12 protein-coding genes and 1 pseudogene are annotated in these 17063 nt (G+C 70.1%); 9 read left to right on the forward strand and 4 right to left on the reverse strand.

The genetic code is table 11. The features are described from left to right. Positions 1 to 49: 49 nt before the first annotated feature. From ACNAVT_RS13505 to ACNAVT_RS13515, 3 genes are read left to right on the forward strand one after another with little or no spacing between them, the layout of a single operon-like run. Complete coding sequence (locus tag ACNAVT_RS13505; protein WP_416296124.1) at positions 50 to 994, forward strand: ATP-binding cassette domain-containing protein; 945 nt, start codon at positions 50 to 52, stop codon at positions 992 to 994. Continuing rightward, positions 994 to 1734, forward strand: a complete 741-nt coding sequence (locus tag ACNAVT_RS13510) for an ABC transporter permease (protein ID WP_416296126.1) — start codon at positions 994 to 996, stop codon at positions 1732 to 1734. Before ACNAVT_RS13505 ends, ACNAVT_RS13510 begins: the two co-directional genes overlap by 1 nt. 55 nt (positions 1735 to 1789) lie before the next feature. Further along, the gene (locus tag ACNAVT_RS13515) at positions 1790 to 2626 is read left to right on the forward strand and encodes a DUF4097 family beta strand repeat-containing protein (protein WP_416296454.1); all 837 of its coding nucleotides are present in this window, start codon (positions 1790 to 1792) and stop codon (positions 2624 to 2626) included. A 3-nt stretch (positions 2627 to 2629) separates the two neighbouring features. Here the strand turns inward: ACNAVT_RS13515 and ACNAVT_RS13520 are convergent, their stop codons facing one another. Beyond that, complete coding sequence (locus ACNAVT_RS13520; protein ID WP_416296128.1) at positions 2630 to 5764, reverse strand: BTAD domain-containing putative transcriptional regulator; 3135 nt, start codon at positions 5762 to 5764, stop codon at positions 2630 to 2632. 246 nt (positions 5765 to 6010) lie between these two features. Between ACNAVT_RS13520 and ACNAVT_RS13525 the strand changes: the two genes are divergently transcribed. Beyond that, positions 6011 to 7213, forward strand: a complete 1203-nt coding sequence (locus tag ACNAVT_RS13525) for an erythromycin esterase family protein (RefSeq protein ID WP_416296130.1) — start codon at positions 6011 to 6013, stop codon at positions 7211 to 7213. A gap of 110 nt (positions 7214 to 7323) precedes the next feature. On the opposite strand, the gene ACNAVT_RS13530 is transcribed toward ACNAVT_RS13525, so the two are convergent. Then, positions 7324 to 10728: a family 43 glycosylhydrolase gene (locus ACNAVT_RS13530; protein WP_416296132.1), complete on the reverse strand. Its 3405-nt coding sequence runs from the start codon at positions 10726 to 10728 to the stop codon at positions 7324 to 7326. Between the two features lie 553 nt (positions 10729 to 11281). On the opposite strand from ACNAVT_RS13530, the gene ACNAVT_RS13535 reads away from it, so the two are divergent. Next, the gene (locus ACNAVT_RS13535) at positions 11282 to 12313 is read left to right on the forward strand and encodes a LacI family DNA-binding transcriptional regulator (RefSeq protein WP_416296134.1); all 1032 of its coding nucleotides are present in this window, start codon (positions 11282 to 11284) and stop codon (positions 12311 to 12313) included. 79 nt (positions 12314 to 12392) lie between these two features. Here the strand turns inward: ACNAVT_RS13535 and ACNAVT_RS13540 are convergent, their stop codons facing one another. After that, a complete protein-coding gene (locus ACNAVT_RS13540; protein ID WP_416296136.1) occupies positions 12393 to 13238 on the reverse strand; it encodes a S1 family peptidase in 846 nt (281 codons plus the stop codon). 159 nt (positions 13239 to 13397) lie between these two features. Here ACNAVT_RS13540 and ACNAVT_RS13545 point away from each other — a divergent pair, with 159 nt between their 5' ends. The 4 genes and pseudogenes from ACNAVT_RS13545 to ACNAVT_RS13560 all read left to right on the forward strand — a co-directional run bounded on the left by ACNAVT_RS13545 (position 13398) and on the right by ACNAVT_RS13560 (position 15364). Continuing rightward, entirely contained in the window at positions 13398 to 13874 is a 477-nt protein-coding gene (locus ACNAVT_RS13545; protein ID WP_416296138.1) for a hypothetical protein, read from the forward strand. Beyond that, positions 13871 to 14044, forward strand: a pseudogene (locus ACNAVT_RS13550) (hypothetical protein); the annotation flags it as partial. The gene ACNAVT_RS13545 and the pseudogene ACNAVT_RS13550, both read left to right, overlap by 4 nt. A 71-nt stretch (positions 14045 to 14115) precedes the next feature. Then, a complete protein-coding gene (locus ACNAVT_RS13555) occupies positions 14116 to 14904 on the forward strand; it encodes a class I SAM-dependent methyltransferase (RefSeq protein ID WP_416296140.1) in 789 nt (262 codons plus the stop codon). A gap of 61 nt (positions 14905 to 14965) precedes the next feature. Beyond that, entirely contained in the window at positions 14966 to 15364 is a 399-nt protein-coding gene (locus tag ACNAVT_RS13560; protein WP_416296142.1) for a hypothetical protein, read from the forward strand. 371 nt (positions 15365 to 15735) lie between these two features. Here ACNAVT_RS13560 and ACNAVT_RS13565 read toward each other — a convergent pair whose 3' ends face one another. Continuing rightward, entirely contained in the window at positions 15736 to 16899 is a 1164-nt protein-coding gene (locus ACNAVT_RS13565) for an acyl-CoA dehydrogenase family protein (RefSeq protein WP_416296144.1), read from the reverse strand. Positions 16900 to 17063: the final 164 nt, after the last annotated feature.

Below are 17063 nucleotides of genomic sequence, written 5' to 3' on the forward strand. Positions count from 1 at the left end.
GTCAGGAGCGTGTCAGGAGGGTGGCAGGCGGGGCGGCGATGGTAGTCGCATGACGAGTTCAGCGATTGCGGCTTCAGGGCTGCGGAAGGCTTACAAGGACAAGGTGGTTCTCGACGGCATCGATCTCGATGTTGCTGCGGGGACGATCTTTTCCCTGCTCGGCCCGAACGGGGCGGGCAAGACGACGACGGTCAACGTGCTGACCACGTTGATGAGGGCCGACGGTGGGACGGTTCGCATTGCCGGGCATGACGTGACGACCGAGACCAAGGCCGTACGCGCGGCCATCGGGGTCACCGGTCAGTTCGCTGCGGTGGACGACCTGCTGACGGGCCAGGAGAACCTGCAGTTGATGGCGGATCTCAAGCGTCTGGGCTCGGGCGAGAGCAAGCGGGTCGTCGCCGACCTGCTGGAGCGGTTCGACCTGACGGAGTCGGCGCAGAAGATGGCGGCCACGTATTCCGGGGGTATGCGGCGGAAGCTGGATCTGGCGATGACCCTGGTCGGCAAGCCCAGGATCATTTTCCTCGACGAGCCGACGACGGGCCTGGATCCGCGCAGCCGTCGGACGATGTGGGACATCATCCGTCAACTGGTGGCCGAGGGCGTCACCATCTTCCTGACCACCCAGTACCTCGAGGAAGCGGACCGGCTCGCGGACCGGATCGCGGTGCTCGATCAGGGCAAGCTGGTGGCCCAGGGCACTCCCGCGGAGCTCAAGCGCCAGATCCCCGGCAGCCATGTCCGGCTCCGGTTCGCGGGCGACCTCGAACTCGACTCCGCGATGCGGGTCCTGGCCGACTCCGCGCGGGACGCCGAGGACGACCTGGTCCTGCGGGTTCCCAGCGATGGTGGGGCGAGATCGGTTCGCGCCCTGCTGACACAACTCGACGCACATTCGATCGAGGTCGAGGAATTCTCGGTGCACACGCCGGACCTCGATGACGTCTTCCTTGCCCTGACCGGCCGTACCAGCGAGAAGGTGAACGCATAATGAGCAACGCGACGACCATGCTGGGTCGCAACTTCAAGCACACTCTCCGGAACCCGGTCGCGGTGTTCAACGCGGTCCTGTTCCCGATCGTGATCATGCTGATGTTCGTGTACGTGATAGGCGGCGCCTTCGACATCGGCGGCAACTACATCGACTACGCGACGCCGGGCATGGTCGTGTTGACGATCTGCTACGGGTTGAGCGCGACCGCGTTGGCCGTGAACTCCGACATGACGAAGGGGATCATCAACCGGTTCAAGGTGATGGACATCTCCCGCAGCGCCGTACTGAGCGCTCATGTCGCGGCCAGCATGCTCCGTACTTTGATCGCCATCGCGGCGGTCATCGGAGTGGCGTTCGTGGTGGGATTCCGGCCGCCGGCGAGTTTCCCCGAATGGCTCGGCGCGATCGGCCTCGTCGTGCTGGTCTCCTTCGCGACCAGCTGGATCACCGTCGCCCTGGGACTGGCGGCCAAGACCCCGGAATCGGCGGGCCTGATCTCCGTACCGCTGGTCATGCTGCCGTTCCTGAGCAGTGCGATCGTGCCGGCCGAAACGATGGGAGCGGGGGTGCGGCAGTTCGCGGAGTATCAGCCCTTCACGCCGATCATCGAGGCACTGCGCGGGCTGCTGACCGGTGAGCCTTCTGCGAGCAAGGCGATCGTCGCCGTCGTCTGGTGCGTCGAGATCGCCCTGGTCGGATACGTGTGGTCGCTCTCCACCTTCAAGAAGCGGGCCTGACCAACCGGGCGGGCACACCAACAGTTCACGTACGCAGCAAGAGGGAGAGGTTGTCATGCCAACATTCGCCACGCCCGGGCCCATCGCCGCCACCGTGGAAGTCGCCGGTTCTCGGGTGAGGGTCACCGCGAGCGATCGCACCGACACCGTGGTGCTGGTCGAACCCATCAACGAGGCGAGCCGGTCCGACGTCAAGGTGGCCGAGAAGACCAAGGTCGACTTCGCCGGCGGTCAACTGTCGGTCAAGACGACCGTCCCTGGGCACAAGAACGGGTCGGTCGCCATCACGATCGAACTGCCCACCGGCTCCAGTGTCGCCGCCTACCTGGCGCACTCCGACGTTCATGCCGACGGCTCATTCGGCGGGTGCGAGCTGCACATGGCCTCGGGCCGGGTCCAGCTGGACCGCATCGACGCGCTGCAGGCGAACATCGCGTCCGGTGAGGTCGCGATCGGCCACATCGCCGGACGCGCCGACATCGACGGCGGGGCGTTCGCGCTGCGGGTCGGCGAGGTCGAGGGCGCGGTACGGCTCTCGAACTCGGGCGGGCAGGCGTGGATCGGCCACGCCTCGGCCGACCTCGATCTCAGCAGCGCCAGCTGCGACTTCGACATCGACCGCGCCGACGGCAGCATCGCCGCCATGACGGCTAGCGGCGCCATCCGGATCGCTCGGATGACGCACGGTCAGGCGAAGCTGACGAACGGCTCAGGAAACATCGAGGTCGGCATCAGCGAGGGCACCGCTGCCTACCTCGACGTCAACAGCGAGCGAGGGTCGGTGCGCGACTCCGTTTCCGCGCAGGGAAACCCTGACCCGTCGGACACCGAGGTCTCGGTCCACGCCCGCACGCGGCACGGCGACATCGTCATTCGACGCGCGGCACGTTGACCCTCAAAAGGCGAGCGTGACCTCGACCAGCTCAGCCGAGCTCGTCTTCGTGCCCTCCTGCGACACCTCGGCGAACCGTGCTTCGCCGAGGTGTCGCCGCGCGTCCCGCTCGATCCTGGCCGCATCCGGGTGGGCGTGATCCGGCAGTCCGCGTACGCCGATGCTGGCCGCGAGCAGCCGCGCCGCCTGCTCGTACTGGTCCTGCCGAAGGGCGAGGTCCGCGACACCGACGAGGGTCTGGGCGATCATGGGAGCGTGCCCCGCCTCGGACGCCGCCTGCCAGGCCGCCACGCGGTGGGAACGAGCCTCACGGAGATCGTCGGCCAGGTAGCCGAGCACGTCGTGTATGCCGGCGCGGATGTCCGCCGCCTCCGCCTCGTCCCCTAGAAGTGCGGTCGCGACGCCGAGTTGGTGGCGTGCCTCCGTGGCGTTACCGATCCGGCGCGCGAGCTCGGCCTTGGCGAGCGCCAGCTCGACCAGCGCATGCGGCCAGGTGACCCCTTCGGCGCACCGCTCCGCCTCGGCGATGGCGGCCGCGCTGGAGTCCCGGTCGCCGTGCAGCCAGTACAGCAGGGCCTGTTGGGTCCGCAGCCGGATGACATCTTCGATGGCGCCGACCTCGGTGACGACCGTGACTGCCCGCTCGTAGTGCTCACACGCACCGGCGAACTCACCGCGCAGGGCGAGTTGGCCCGCCAGTTCGGCGAGGGCCAGGGAAATCCCGAATCGTTCGCCGAGCGCCCGGAACTCGGCGAGCGCCAGCTCCAGATTGGCCTCCGCATCCCGCCCGCCCTGGCCGAGCATGATCCGCATCTTGCCCATCTGCCACCGGGCCAGGGCGCGTACCCAGGGGTCCTCGTTGTCCAGCAACGACTCGAACGCGGTCACCGCGGCGTCCGGCTCCTGCAGCATGCGCTCCAGCGGGTCGACCAATCCCAGCAGCGGGTTGCGGTGCTGGCTCTGCTGACTGAACCGGTACGCCTTGTGGATCCATTCCGCGCCCAGGTGTTCGTCGCCCCGCCCGGAGGTCACGAAGAGCACCACCATCCCGTACGCCATGGCGCGGACGTCGTCGGTCACGTCGCCGGGGATGTCTGTGGCCGCGAGCATCAGCTCGAGGCCTTCGGCCCGGCAGCCGCCGAGCCACCAGTACCAACCGGCGACGCCCGCGAGCCGCATCGCCGCTTGGGCGTCACCGGCCGCGATCGCCCCCCGCATAGCGGCACTGATGTTGTCGTGTTCGGCCTCGAGCGTGGCGAGCCAGGTCAGTTGCTCGGCGCGGCGCAGATGCGGCTCCGCGGTCTCGGTGAGCTCGGTGAAGTAGGCGAGATGCGCCCGGCGAGCCAGGTCCGATTCCCCCGCCTCGGTGAGCCGGTCCGCGGCGTACTCCTTGATCGTGCTGATCATCCGATAGCGCGGAGCGCCGTCGCCCTCGGTGACCAGCAGCGACTTCTCGGCCAGCGAAGTGAGCAACTCCAGCACCTGATCCTGCTCGACGACATCGCCGACGCAGACCGACTCGGCCGCTTCCATGCTCGCCCCGCCGGAGAACACCGACAGCCGGCGCAGGACCGTCCGCTCGGCATCGGTGAGCAACTCCCAGCTCCAGTCGACCACCGCGCGCAGCGTCTTGTGCCGCGGCAGTGCGGTGCGGCTCCCGCTGGTCAGCAGGCGGAACCGGTCATCGAGCCGGTTGGCCAGCTGATCGATGGTCATGGTGCGCAACCTGGCGGCGGCGAGTTCGATCGCCAGCGGCATCCCGTCCAGCGCCCGGCAGACGCGCACCATCGTCGACAACGTGTGCTCGTCGTCCCCGAGGTCCTTACGCACCGCGCCGCCCCGGTCCCGCAGCAGGCGGACGGCAGGCGAGGACGTGATCTCGGCAAGGCCGGCGTCGGTTGGCACGGCCAGTGGCTCGACCAGCCACAGCGCCTCACCGGTGATCCCGAGCGGCTCCCGGCTCGTCGCCAGGATCCGCAGCCGTCGGCATTCCCCGAGCACCCGATCGGCGAACCGCGCCGCCGCCTCGATCACATGCTCACAGTTGTCGAGGATCAGCAGCGCCTCCCGCTCGCGGACAGCGGCGATGAGCCCGTCCGCCAGATCCGCGCTCGGAGCCGCGCCGAGCAGAGCGTCCCGGAGCCCGAGCCCGGTGAGCGTCGCCTGCGCGACGTCACCGTCGGCGCCGATGGCGGCAAGTTCCACCAACCAGACTCCGTCCGGCAGGTCACCGATCAGCGTGCGTGCGGTTTCCGTGGCCAGCCTGGTCTTGCCCGAACCGCCCGGCCCGATCAACGTGGTCAGGCGATGCGCCCCGATGAGCTCGCGGACGGCAGTGACCTCAGCGTCCCGGCCGACGAAACTGGTGAGCTCGGCACGCACGTTGGTCTTCCGGTTCTCCTCCCGCCGCCCCAGTTCGCCCCGCAGTAACGCGACGTGTAGGGCCGACAACTCCGGCGAGGGGTCGACGCCCAGCGCGTCGGAGAGCGCCTCCCTCGTACGTTCGTAGGTGAGCAGGGCCTCGGAGTCGCGGCCGGCTGCCACCAGGGCCCGCATCAGGGCAGCGACCAGCGGTTCCCGCAGCGGATGCGCGGTCACCGCGTCGGTCAGTTCCGCGACCACCTCCGCGCCGTGGCCGAGGCTGACCTCCGCCTCGAAGCGATCCTCCATTGCCGTCAGGCGCAGCCCCTCGAGCCGCGTCACCGCCGTGTCGAACGCTTCACTGTCCCCCGACGCGACATCCTGCATGGCCGCACCGCGCCACAAGGCGAGGGCTTCGCGCAACAGTCGAACGCGTTGTAGACCCTCCTCCTGGCGAGCCTGGCCGATGAGGTGTTCGAACCGAAGGGCGTCGACAGCGTCGGGGCCCACCGTCAATCGGTAGCCGCCCGTCTGTCCCTCGATCGCACCTCCTGGCAGCGCCTTCCGCAGCCGGGAAGCCAAGCGTTGCAGGGCGTTCGCCGCATCGGCGGGCGGATTCTCACCCCAGATCCAGTCGATGAGCGTCGCCTTCGAGACGACACGGCCTGGTTGGAGTGCCAGGGCGATCAACAGTGCGCGCAGCCGGACGCCCGGCACTTCGGCCAAGATGCCGTCGTTCGTGCGAACCTCGAATGACCCAAGCATCCCGACCTGCACTCGCTGATTCTCACACGGCGGCTCGCCCTTGCCGGACCCGCGGCACGTTGCCGGTGCCGCCGTCAAGCCCCTCGTCCACCCTGATCCGGATCCAGCGAACGCTAGACGTACGTCAGAGGCGGGGCCCTGCCGGCGCGCAGAGCCAACCAGCCTGAAGTGTCCATCTGTTTGAGGGTTTTACCTCAGGCTGACTGCCAACATTGCGGTGAAAGTCTCAACCGTTGGTTCAACGATACGGTCGAGGACATGACTGCTGCTATCACAGACGCCGCCCATGTCGTCGACGCTGCCGGCGTCATGAAGTTGCTCCCGGCCCGGCCGCGGCTGCTTGCCTTGGGTGAGCCCACCCACGGCGAGGACGTTCTGCTCGACCTGCGAAACGATCTCTTCCGGCAACTCGTCGAGCAGGAGCACTACCGGACGATCACGATCGAGAGCGACTGCCTGATGGGCCTGGTCGTGGACGACTACGTCACCTCGGGTACGGGCACGCTTGACGAGGTCATGGGGCAAGGCTTCAGCCACGGGTTCGGCGCGTCTGCGGCCAACCGCGAGCTGGTGCGCTGGATGCGTGCGTACAACGACGGCCGGCCCGTGTCAGAGCAGCTGCGCTTCGCCGGATTCGACGGCCCGCTGGAGATCACCCACGCCGCGAGCCCCCGGCCGGCCCTCACCGCACTCCACGCCTACCTCGCCGCCTGGGTTGACGCCGACCTGCTTCCCTGCACCGCGGAAACGCTCGACCGCCTGCTCGGCGCCGACGACCGGTGGACCAATCCCGCCGCGATGATGGACCCGTCCCAGTCCGTGGGGCAGACGCCCGAGGCCAAACAGCTGCGGCTGCTCGCCGACGACCTGGTGGCCCTGCTTGATACGCAGACGCCACACCTGATCGCGGCATCCCCGCGGGGCGACTGGGACCGGGCACGCATGTTCGGTCGTACCGCCACCGGGCTGCTGCGGTACCACTTCTGGATGGCCGACACGTCACCGAGCCGCATGGCGCGGCTGCTGGGCGTGCGAGATTCGATGATGGCCGCCAACCTCCTGGCGCTCGCCGAGCGCAGCCCGACGCTGGTCTACGCCCACAACGCACATCTGCAGCGGAACAAGAGCACGATGCAGCTGTGGGAGGGACCGGTGGAGTGGTGGAGCGCCGGGGCGATGGTCAGCGCCCTGCTGGGCGAGGGGTACGCCTTCATGGCCATGGCCCTCGGTACGATCCGCCACCACGGTGTGGAGGCCCCGCCCCCGGACACCATCGAAGGGCTCCTGTACGCGCTCCCGGAGGACCGATACGTTGTCGACGCCCGCCGACTGGCCGCTGTCCTCGGCGACGTGACGCCCGCTCCTCGCGTGTCCCCCTGGTTCGGCTACTCCCCGCTGGACCCGGCCCACCTGGCCAGCAGTGACGGGATCGTGTTCGTCAAGGACGCCCCGCCGAGCTAGTGCGGGTGGTTCCATCCATCCAGATGTGAGGCTGCGGCCGGGGCGTCGGGTGGTTCGGGGCGGCGTCGGCGGTCCGACGCCGCCCCGAACGGTGGCGGAACTGTTTCTGGTTACCGGGTGGCGAGGAACTCGTCGATGGCGATGGTGACCTGCCAGCCGGTGGCGTAGCTGCGCACGATCGACATCACCCGGTCCTGCAGGCCGGTCTCACCGAACCGGTCGTAGGTGTCGGAGATGACCAGGTCCAGCCAGGGCCGCTTGATCGGTCCCGCCTTCCCGTCGACGGGCTTGGCGAAGAGCCGGGCGAGAGTGTCGGCGATCCGCCGCTTCGCCGCACCGACCTGCTCCGGCAGGTCACCCCGCCGGTCGGCCGGCAGCTGACCCACGATCGTCGTCACCTCGGTGAGGTCGGCGACGGCGGAGTCGATCTGATCGGCGTTGTTCAGCTCGGTTGCTGCGATCCGGTCGAGCAGGTCGCGGGCCTGGACGAGCAGCTTCACGACCGCCAGCCGCTGGTTCAGCGCCGCGACCTGCGTGGCGTCGGTGACCTTCGCGATCGCCGTCTCGGCCGCCGTGATCGTTTCCGCCGACGGGTTGGCCTCGGCGGCCGCGACCGCGTCCTGCGCCGCCTTCAGCAAGTAGGCCGGGGAGCCCGGGTCGTCGGCGAAGACCCGCCAGTCCGTGATCGCGACCGCGGAGTAGGTGGTGCCGTTGCCGTTGGCCTGGATCGTGGCCCGCACCCGCGGCGTGGTGACGGCGTCGAAGGTGACGGTGTTGAACGCGGTGGTGCTGGTGCCGTAGGCGGAAGCGCCGGTCACGTCCCGCCAGGCAGCGGCGGTCACGTCCCAGTACTGCAGCACCCACCCGTCGGGCTGGGCGACGCCCTCGCCGGTGCCGCGGTTGGAGTCCCGCCAGAACTTCAGCTCCGTTCCGGTGATCCGCACGGGCCGGGACCAGTCGTACTGCACCCACTGGGTCGCCGGGCGGGTGCCGGACCAGGTTCCCCAGATCTGCGCCTGGCTCGGGTTCGCCGGATCGGCGCCGTCGTTGAGCGCGGTGAGGCTGTTCCAGCTCGCGGTGTAGGAGGCGGACGGGGTCGCGATGGGCCCGATATTGCCGGTGAGCGGCCCGGACAGGTCCGCCGGGATGGTGACCGTCTTGGCGGTCTCCAGGTTCCCGGCCACGTCGAGCGCACGGAACGAAACGGTGTGCTTGTTGGCGTCGGGCACCGCGATCGCGCCGGTGTAGGCGGTCCACGGTCCGGTGTCGATCGAGTACTCGATGCCGGTGACCCCGGACGTCGCGTCGGTCGCGGTCACCGTGACCTTACGGGTGGCACTGTCCACGGTGCCCGTGCTGATCGGTGCGGTCGCGTCGATGCGTACGGCGAGGCTCGCGGGCGCCGAGGCGTTGCCCGCGCGGTCGGTCGCGGTCGCCGTGACGGTGTGCTGCCCGTCCCCGGAGACGTTGACGTCGACGTACCGCACGCCGTTGGCGACGGCCGGCTGGCCGGCGTCCACCCGCGACTGGATGGTCACCCGGCCGCCCCGGTCGTCGACGCCGGCGACGCGGACCCGCACCGCGGACCGGAACCAGCCGGCGGTGCCGGCGCTGCCGCTGGGCGTGAGCGTCAGGGTCGGCGGGGTCACGTCACCCTCGGTGTCGTCGGGCGAGATGACGGTGACCTGCGCGGAGACGCGGCCGGCCGCGTAGCCGAGCACGGTGCCCTGGACCGTGAACGTGCCAGGCTGCGCGACCTGCTCGGGCGTCACCGGGTCCCAGAAGACCGGCACCTGCAGCGTTTCGCTGCCGAACGCCACAGGGAGGGTGCCCGGCAGATCGGCCTCGCCCACCTCGACCGTCATCGGCGGCGCGGTGACGGATGCCGGCTGCGCGGCGAGGATCTTCCACTCCTCGACCGCCACGGCCGAGTAGGTGCTGCCGTTGGTCGACGCGTCGAAGATCGCGCGGACCTGAGTGGTGGTCACCGGGTCGAACGTGGTGTTCTGGAAGCCCTGCGTGCTGGTCGGGTAGCCGCTCGGGTTCGGCACGTCGGCCCACTGCCCGGTGGCGAGGTTCCAGTACTGGATGCGCCAGCGGGCGGGTGCGGCGACGCCGATGCCGCTGCCCTGCGGCTGGTCGTTCCAGAAGTCGATCTGCGAACCGGAGATCCGCACCGGCTGGTCCCAGGTGTACTGCACCCACTGCTGCGGCGGGTTGTTGCCGGTCCAGGTGCCCCACATGTCCGGCGGCAGCGGGTTGGACCGGACGATCTCGTCGTTGAGCGCCTTCACCCAGTACTGGGTGGGAACGGGCTCGTTGGAGACGGTGACCTTCGCCTCCTGGGCGATGTTCGGCCGGGGCGTGAGGTCGCGTCCCTTGACCGGCGTCGTCGTGACCATCTTCATCCGCGGCGGGGTCTGGGTGTCGTCCCACTCGACCCGGTCGATGGCCACCGAACGGCGGAAGTGGCCGCCGCCCACGGCGTCGGCCGTGTGGTACGCGAGGTACCACTGGCCGTTGAACTCCAGGATGCCCGGGTGGCTCGTCGTCGAGGAGACCGGCCGAAGCATGGTCCCCCGGTTGGTCCACGGGCCCTCCGGCGACGACGCCGTCGCGTAGGCGATGCAGGCGTGGTAGTTCGCCGGGGTGCACTGCGAGGTCGGGCCGGCGTTGTTCCCGGCGTACGCCAGGTAGTAGGTGCCGTTGCGCTTGAAGATCCAGGGCGCCTCGAAGAAGCCGGTCAGGCCGGTGATGGAGCGCTGAGTGCCGACCGGGGTCTTCATGTCCTGCTTGTACTCGAGCATCCGAAGATTGCCGAACGTGCCCCAGTAGACGTAGACCCGCTGGTTGGGGGCCTCATCGTCGATGAGGATCGTCGGGTCGATGTTCTGGATGTTGTTCGCGGTGGGCACGCGCTGGGAGATCAGCGGTGCGCCCACGTAGTCGGTCCACGGTCCGGTCGGCGAGTCGGCGACGGCCAGCCCGATGGCGAACTTGTCCGACGCCGGGCTGTTCCGCTCGCTCACCGGGAGGTACCAGTAGTAGCGCCCGTCCACGCCCTGGATCATCTGGCCCGCGTACGCCCGTCCCGGCGTCGCCCAGGCGAAGATCTGTTCCGGGCGCCCCAACGACGGGAAGTGGGTCCATTGCCCCGATGCGACATCGGTGGTCCGGAACGCGCCCCAGTCGTTCATGATGAAGTCGTTGGTGGACGGTCCGGCCTGGTCATGGCCGGTGTAGATGTAGAGCTGGTCGCGGCCACTGTCGTTACCGGGGGCACCGGCCGGCACGACGACCGGCGCCGGGTCGGCCGAGTAGTAGCTGCCGTCGCTGAGGATCGGATTGCGGGTGTTGGTGAAGGTGTACGAGTCGGCGGCGTAGGCCGGCGTGGCGATCCCGACCAGGCCGCCGGCGACGAGCCCGGCGATCGCCGTCGCGGCGGCTGCTCTGCGGAACCGGCTCAACGGCCGACGGGTCGGGGGCGCGGCACCGCGCCCCAGGGTGGTGTTCACGGTTCGGATCTCCTCACTGTTGGGATGGGGGAGCGGTGGCGGCGCCGGTGGGGCCACCACCAGGAGGGCTGGCCGCAGCCCGAGCGTGCCGAACGGCGCCCCGAAAGCGATGCCGTCGCAGTCTCACGAACCGGCACCTCTCTCGACCGTCAAGGGCCAGAATCGCAACGAGATCGCAAAGGATTTCGGAGAGAGCCGTCGGGCAGGCTGCTGACCTACGACCAAAGAGGTGCGGTAGCTGCGTCAGGTGGTGTTAGCGCTAACATTTCACGCCGCACGGCAGGCCCTGCTGGATCTTCACATGGTCTCCCTGGAGCTGGTACGTACCGGCGGATCAGCTCTTCCTTGGCGCGGGGGTGGCGGGCTCTTCGGTGTTAGTGTTCAGCGCGATCAGAGGGCTAGAGGGGGTATCACCCGGCTGCAACCGCGCCGAAACATTGACGAAAAGGTTTAGGAAATGTAACTGCCGTACGGAGTGGTGGTCAAGACACCTCCAGCGGCGGCCTGTCGCCGTGCACCGCACACGTGCCGATCGCTGAGGAGGGAGCAACACATGACCACCGAGCGCGAGGTCCCCGTCAACCGCGCACCCACGCTCACCGATGTCGCCAAGCTCGCCGGGGTGTCGGTCGCCACCGCGTCCAAGGCCATCAACGGGCGGGCCGAGGTGAAGGCGGCCACGAGGGTACGCGTGCTGGAGGCCGCGGAGGTGCTGTCCTTCGCGCCGAACGCCCTCGCGCGCGGACTGCTCAGTGGACGGACCGGCACCGTCGGCCTGCTGACGAGCGACCTGGAGGGGCGGTTCTCGATTCCCATCCTGATGGGTGCGGAGGACGCCTTCGGGGCGGGGCAGATGTCCGTCTTCCTGTGCGACGCGCGCGGCGACGCGATCCGGGAGAAGCATCACGTCAGGGCGCTGCTGTCCAGGCGCGTGGACGGCCTGATCGTGGTGGGATCCCGCACCGACCCCCGCCCACCGCTGACCGGCACCATCCCCGTGCCGGTCGTGTACGTCTACGCCCCCTCCGCGGACCCGGACGACATCTCGATCACCGTCGACAACGTGGGAGGGGGGCGGCTCGCCATCGACCACCTGCTGACCTGCGGCCGGCGCAACATCGCCCACATCACCGGAGAAGCCAGCTTCCAGGCGGCCCGGGACCGGGCCGAAGGCGCGGCCGCGGCGCTCGCCGGCGCCGGCCTGACCATGGTCGGCGATCGGCCGTACTTCGGATCGTGGGACGAGTCCTGGGGGCGAGCCGCGGCACGCATGGTCGTCGGGCAGCATCCCGAGGTCGACGCGATCTTCTGCGGCAGCGATCAGATCGCGCGCGGCGTCCTGGACACGCTGCGCGACCTCGGACGCGACGTGCCGGGCAGCATATCCGTGATCGGCTTCGACAACTGGGAAGCCATCGCCGCGCACTCCCGCCCGCGCCTGACCAGCATCGACATGAACCTCCAACGCCTCGGCACCGTCGCCGGCCAACGGCTCTTCGCGGCCATCGACGGCGTCACCCTGCCCAGTTCGGAGGAGTTCCCGGGCCGCGTCGTGATGCGCGAGTCGACCGTGCCCATCGGGTGAGAATCGCGGGTGACGCATGAACGCCGGCGGGTGCCTCCGGATGGAGGCACCCGCCGGGACAGGGTGGAGCGGTGAGCTGTTACCGGATCGTGGAAAGCCAGTTCTGGACCACCGGGATGTCGACGCGCTGGTAGCCGCCGAGGTACCGGCAGTTGTCCGTGTAGCCGTAGCTGGTGACCGCGACCAGGTACCCGTTGAGGAAGGTCGGGCCGCCCGAGTCACCGAAGCAGGTGCCGCCACCGCCCTTGTTGTCGTTCGGGTTGCCGTTCATCTGCAGCACCTGCGGGGTCAGCTTCTGCCCCGGGGAGGTCGTGTAGCGGCGCAGCAGCGGGTAGCTCATGGGCTGGGGCTTCTGCGGGCCCGACTCCGGCTTGCGGACCTCGGTGCCGTACCCGACCACGTCGAAAATGGTCTTGTTGAGCTTCGGCTGCGCGAACTGGTCGAGGTACTTGCTCGGTGCCACGGTGGCGGGAGCGATGCTGGTCAGCGGCTTGTCCAGCACGACCACACCGACGTCGTTCCAGTTGTTCAGGTCAGTGAAGTCCGAGTACTGCGGGTGGGTGGACGCCGTGCCGGACAGGTAACCCGCCGCGGCGAGTTCCTGTGCCGTATAGCCGGCGCTGGGGTTCGACGCCACCGGGAACGGGCTCGGCGGCGCCTCGGCGATGTTCGAGTTGAAGGTGACCAGGGTCTTGCCGAGGGTGCCCTGGGTGCAGTGCGCGGCCGTGAGGACGATGGTCGGCGAGATGAGCGTGGCCGAACAACGGTAGCGGCCGGTCTCGTCGTAGAACATGATCAGGCCAACGTTGGGGTGGCGGTTGCCGTCGGGTTCACCGCCGGTGATGGCAGCCGCAGGTGCCGCAGTGGCTAGCAGCGCGAACGTCGTCGCAACGATCGCGGCAAGGGTACGACGCAGTGCTCTCATGCAGGATCATCCTGCCTGGTCTCTGCGCTCTCCGGAAGGCCTGGCCCGCCGCCCACGACGATCATGCGGGTCAAGAAGGGTGCACTTCCGGCGATCATGGGACTATTTTCAGGCCATTCGCCGTATCGGTGAAACGGCCACGGACCGATACTGCTTGGCATGCCTAGATTCCTGAAGCGACGCAAGGGAATCGCCCGATCCTCTGCTGAGCAGGCCGCGCCTGGGGCGCGAGCCGAGGACGGGCCGGTGACTATTGCGAGCGACGAGGTCGAACGTATCGAGCAAGAGATCCTGGCTGCGGAGAGCGCGTGGCAGGCACGGCAACGGCGCACCGCCCGTAGGTGCCTGCCCTGGATGACACCGCTGTTCACGGCGGGCCTGCTCTGCATCGTGTTCCTGCTCTTCGCCGCAGCCAAGGGCAACGCAGCTGGAGCGCTGGTAATGGGCATCGTGTCAGTTGTCGCCAATGGCATCGCGGCCTATGCGATCCGCAAGGGCGCCATCGTGGCGCCGGACCGCTTCCCCGTGGCCTGGCACAGCAACGTGGGCCGGGCCAATGGCGCCAACTATGCCCTGGGGCTCGCTGCTTTCGGCGCGGTGGTGGCCTCGATGGCGATCGCTTCTCGCTACCTGTGAGAACGGAAGCCAGCCAGCGGGCGCGGTTCTCCCCCCTCGACCTGGCCGTGCTCGGAGGCGGCCACCATCACGATGGCGAGGACTACGTGGTGGCGCACGTCCGGGCGCACGAGGTGCCCGAGGTGGCCGCCGCCCTGGAGACGGTGAGCGAGGCCTGGATGCGGGAGCGCTACGACCTCGCCGATCGCCACGTTGATGTCCGACGATGTGCATCCGGCCTGCGGTTGCGTATCGTTCCAGCATGGCGCGACCGGTGTGGGCGGACGGCGAGGCGTACGAGGCGTACGTCGGCCGGTGGAGCCGACCCGTCGCGGTGGAGTTCCTGCGCTGGCTCGACCCGCCGGCTGGCCGTCGATGGCTGGACGTCGGCTGCGGCACCGGCGCCCTGGCCTCGGCGTTGCTGGCCCGCACCGACCCGGCACGGGTCGTCGGCGTCGACCGGTCGGCCGGCTTCGTGGCCCACGCCCGCGACCGGGTGCGCGACCCCCGGGCCACCTTCCAGGTCGGTGACGCGCAGGCCCTGCCGCTGGCCGCAGCGAGCGTCGACGCCGTGGTCAGCGGGTTGGCCCTCAACTTCGTGCCCGACCCGCCGCGGGCCGTGGCCGAGTTCGCCCGGGTGGCCGCGCCGGATGGCGTGGTGGCCGGGTACGTCTGGGATTACGCCGAGGGCATGGCGATGATGCGCCACTTCTGGGACGCGGCCGTGGCGCGGGACCCGTCGGCGGCCGAGCGGGACGAGGGGCGGCGCTTCTCGGTGTGCCACCCGGACGCACTGCGCGCACTGTGGGCCGACGCCGGCCTGCGCGGGGTGACTGTCCGGCCGGTCGAGGTGCCCACGGTCTTCGCCGACTTCGACGACTACTGGACGCCGTTCCTGGGCGGCCAGGGCCCGGCGCCGGGCTACGTGGCGTCGCTGGCCGAGGCGGACCGGGCCGCCCTGCGTGAGTTGCTGCGCCGGCGGATCCCGGCCGAGCCGGACGGGTCGGTCCGGCTGACCGCCCGGGCCTGGGCGGTCCGCGGCGAACGGTGACGACCCCTACCCAGGTACGGATGCTCATCCGCGAAGCCGGTGGGACCGGAAGGATCGGGGCGTGATCAAGACGATGCGTACTCTGCTCGGCGGCCTGCTCCTGGCGGCGGCCACGGTCGGCGCCTGGTGGGCCTGGCTGGGCTGGGAGACCGGCTACACGGTCGATCCGGAGACCGGCGAGAGGACCGGCCCGTACGCCGTGTGGCAGGTGGCCGGCTGCGTACTCACCCTCGCCCTGCTCGCCGCCGTCGGCGGCTGGTGGCTCAACCCCTGGCTGGTGGTGCCGGTGATGACGGTCGCCTTCACCGCCGCCTGGTCGGTGCACGCCGCGTCGACCGACGCCACCGGTCTCTGGGCGGTGGGAGCGGTGCTGGTGCTGATCGGCACGGCGGCGGGAACCACAGTGGTGAGCCTGGCATCCTGGCTGGTCCACCGCCGTACGGGAGGATCGGCCACCTGACGTGGCGGGACTGAACGGACGACAAGAGGCCCCGCCGGAACCGGCGGGGCCTCTTGCGGTCAGGCGACGTCCTCCCACGGCCAGCCGGCCGACTCGCCGCGCTCGATCAGCGGCACGGCCCGGAAGGTCGCGTCGGTCAGCCCGCCGAACTCGATCCGGTTGCGGGTGCCCGCGTCGATCGCCGCCGGGGCGTACCCGCCCGACCTACCTGGCGCCGATGCGGCTGTTCGCCCGCGAGGTCATGCCGAAGCTCAGCTGACGCGCGTCGGGGCCGGCCGCCGAACCCCCTCGGCGGCCGGCCCCACGGGCCGGCGGATCCTCCACGCCGGCGCATGGACCGGGGGACCCCTCACCCCACCGGCCCGGGCAGGTCAGTAGGCCAGCGCCACCGGGCGGCCCAGCAGCCGGGCGCCGTTGTTGCCCAGCCAGCCCTCTGCGGCCGCCGCGTGCTGGGCGAAGGTGTGGATGTCCCGGAAGCGGCGCTGGAGCGGGGAGGAGTCCCGGGCCGCACCGCCGCCGGCGGCCCGGTAGCAGGTGTCCACGGCGGCGATCGCCTGCTCGGTCACCCAGGGCAGGGACGCGGAGATGGTCGGGTGCAGCGCGGCGATCCGCCCAGGGTCCTGCGCGCAGGCGGCCCAGAGCTCGTCGGCGAGCGCGGCCAGCAGGGCCCGGGCGGCCCGGACGTTCAGGTCGGCCCGGCCGAGCTGGACGCGGAACGCGGGGGAGTCGGCGAGCGGCTGCCGGGCGTAGAGCCGCTGCCGGCCGTCGCCGAGCAGGGCGGCCATGTCGTCCAGCGCGCCCTGTGCGATGCCGACCGCGACCGCGCCCAGGTGCAGCACGAAGTGCACCAGCGGCGCCACGAACCCCGGTCCGGGTACGCAGGGCGTGCCGGTGAACAGGTCGAAGGTGTCCTCGGCCGGGCAGAAGGCCGACTCGACCAGCACGTCGTGGCTGGCGGTGCCGCGCAGGCCGAGCACGTGCCAGGTGTCCATCACCGTCACCTGGTCGGCCGGGAACAGCATCGAGCGGGTCTCCGGCGGCTGCCCGTCCACCCCGGGAATCGGCTCGCCGTCCGCCGTGACGAGGCAGTTGCCGAAGATCCAGTCGGCGTGCCGGCAGCCGCTGGCGAACGCCCAGCGCCCGCTCACCTCGAACCCGTCGTCGGCCAGCTCGGCCCGGCCCTGCGGGGCGAAGCCGCCGGCCACCACCAGGTCCGGCCCGGCCGCGTACAGCTTGTCGAACCGGTGGCGGGGGAGCATCGCCAGCAGGTGCGGGGTCTCCGCACCGATCATCACGATCCAGCCGGTCGAGCCGTCGGCCCGAGCCAGGGTCTCCAGCACCGCCATCCCGGTGCGCAGGTCCACCTCGTACCCGCCGTGGCTGCGTGGCACGAACATCCGGAAGCAGCCGGCGGCGCGGAGCCGGTCGAGCAGGTCGGCGGGAAGCTCCCGGGTCCGCTCGATCTCCTCGGCCCGCGCGGTCAGCTCCGGAGTCAGCTCGCGTACGGCGGTCAGCAGGTCGGGGCGGTGGTCCATGGCGGCCTCCTCGGCGTCGGTGTGGCGAGTCCACGGTGGTGCAGCCGCCGTCCCGGCCGCCAGGGACATCGGCACCGACCGGCCGGGACGCCGGTGCCGCCCGGCCCGCCGGCGGAACCGCCCGGCTGGTCGGGACGCCGCACCCCATGTGCCCGGGACGCCGG

Source organism: Micromonospora sp. SL4-19 (assembly GCF_047921475.1).
Taxonomy (GTDB): domain Bacteria; phylum Actinomycetota; class Actinomycetes; order Mycobacteriales; family Micromonosporaceae; genus Micromonospora.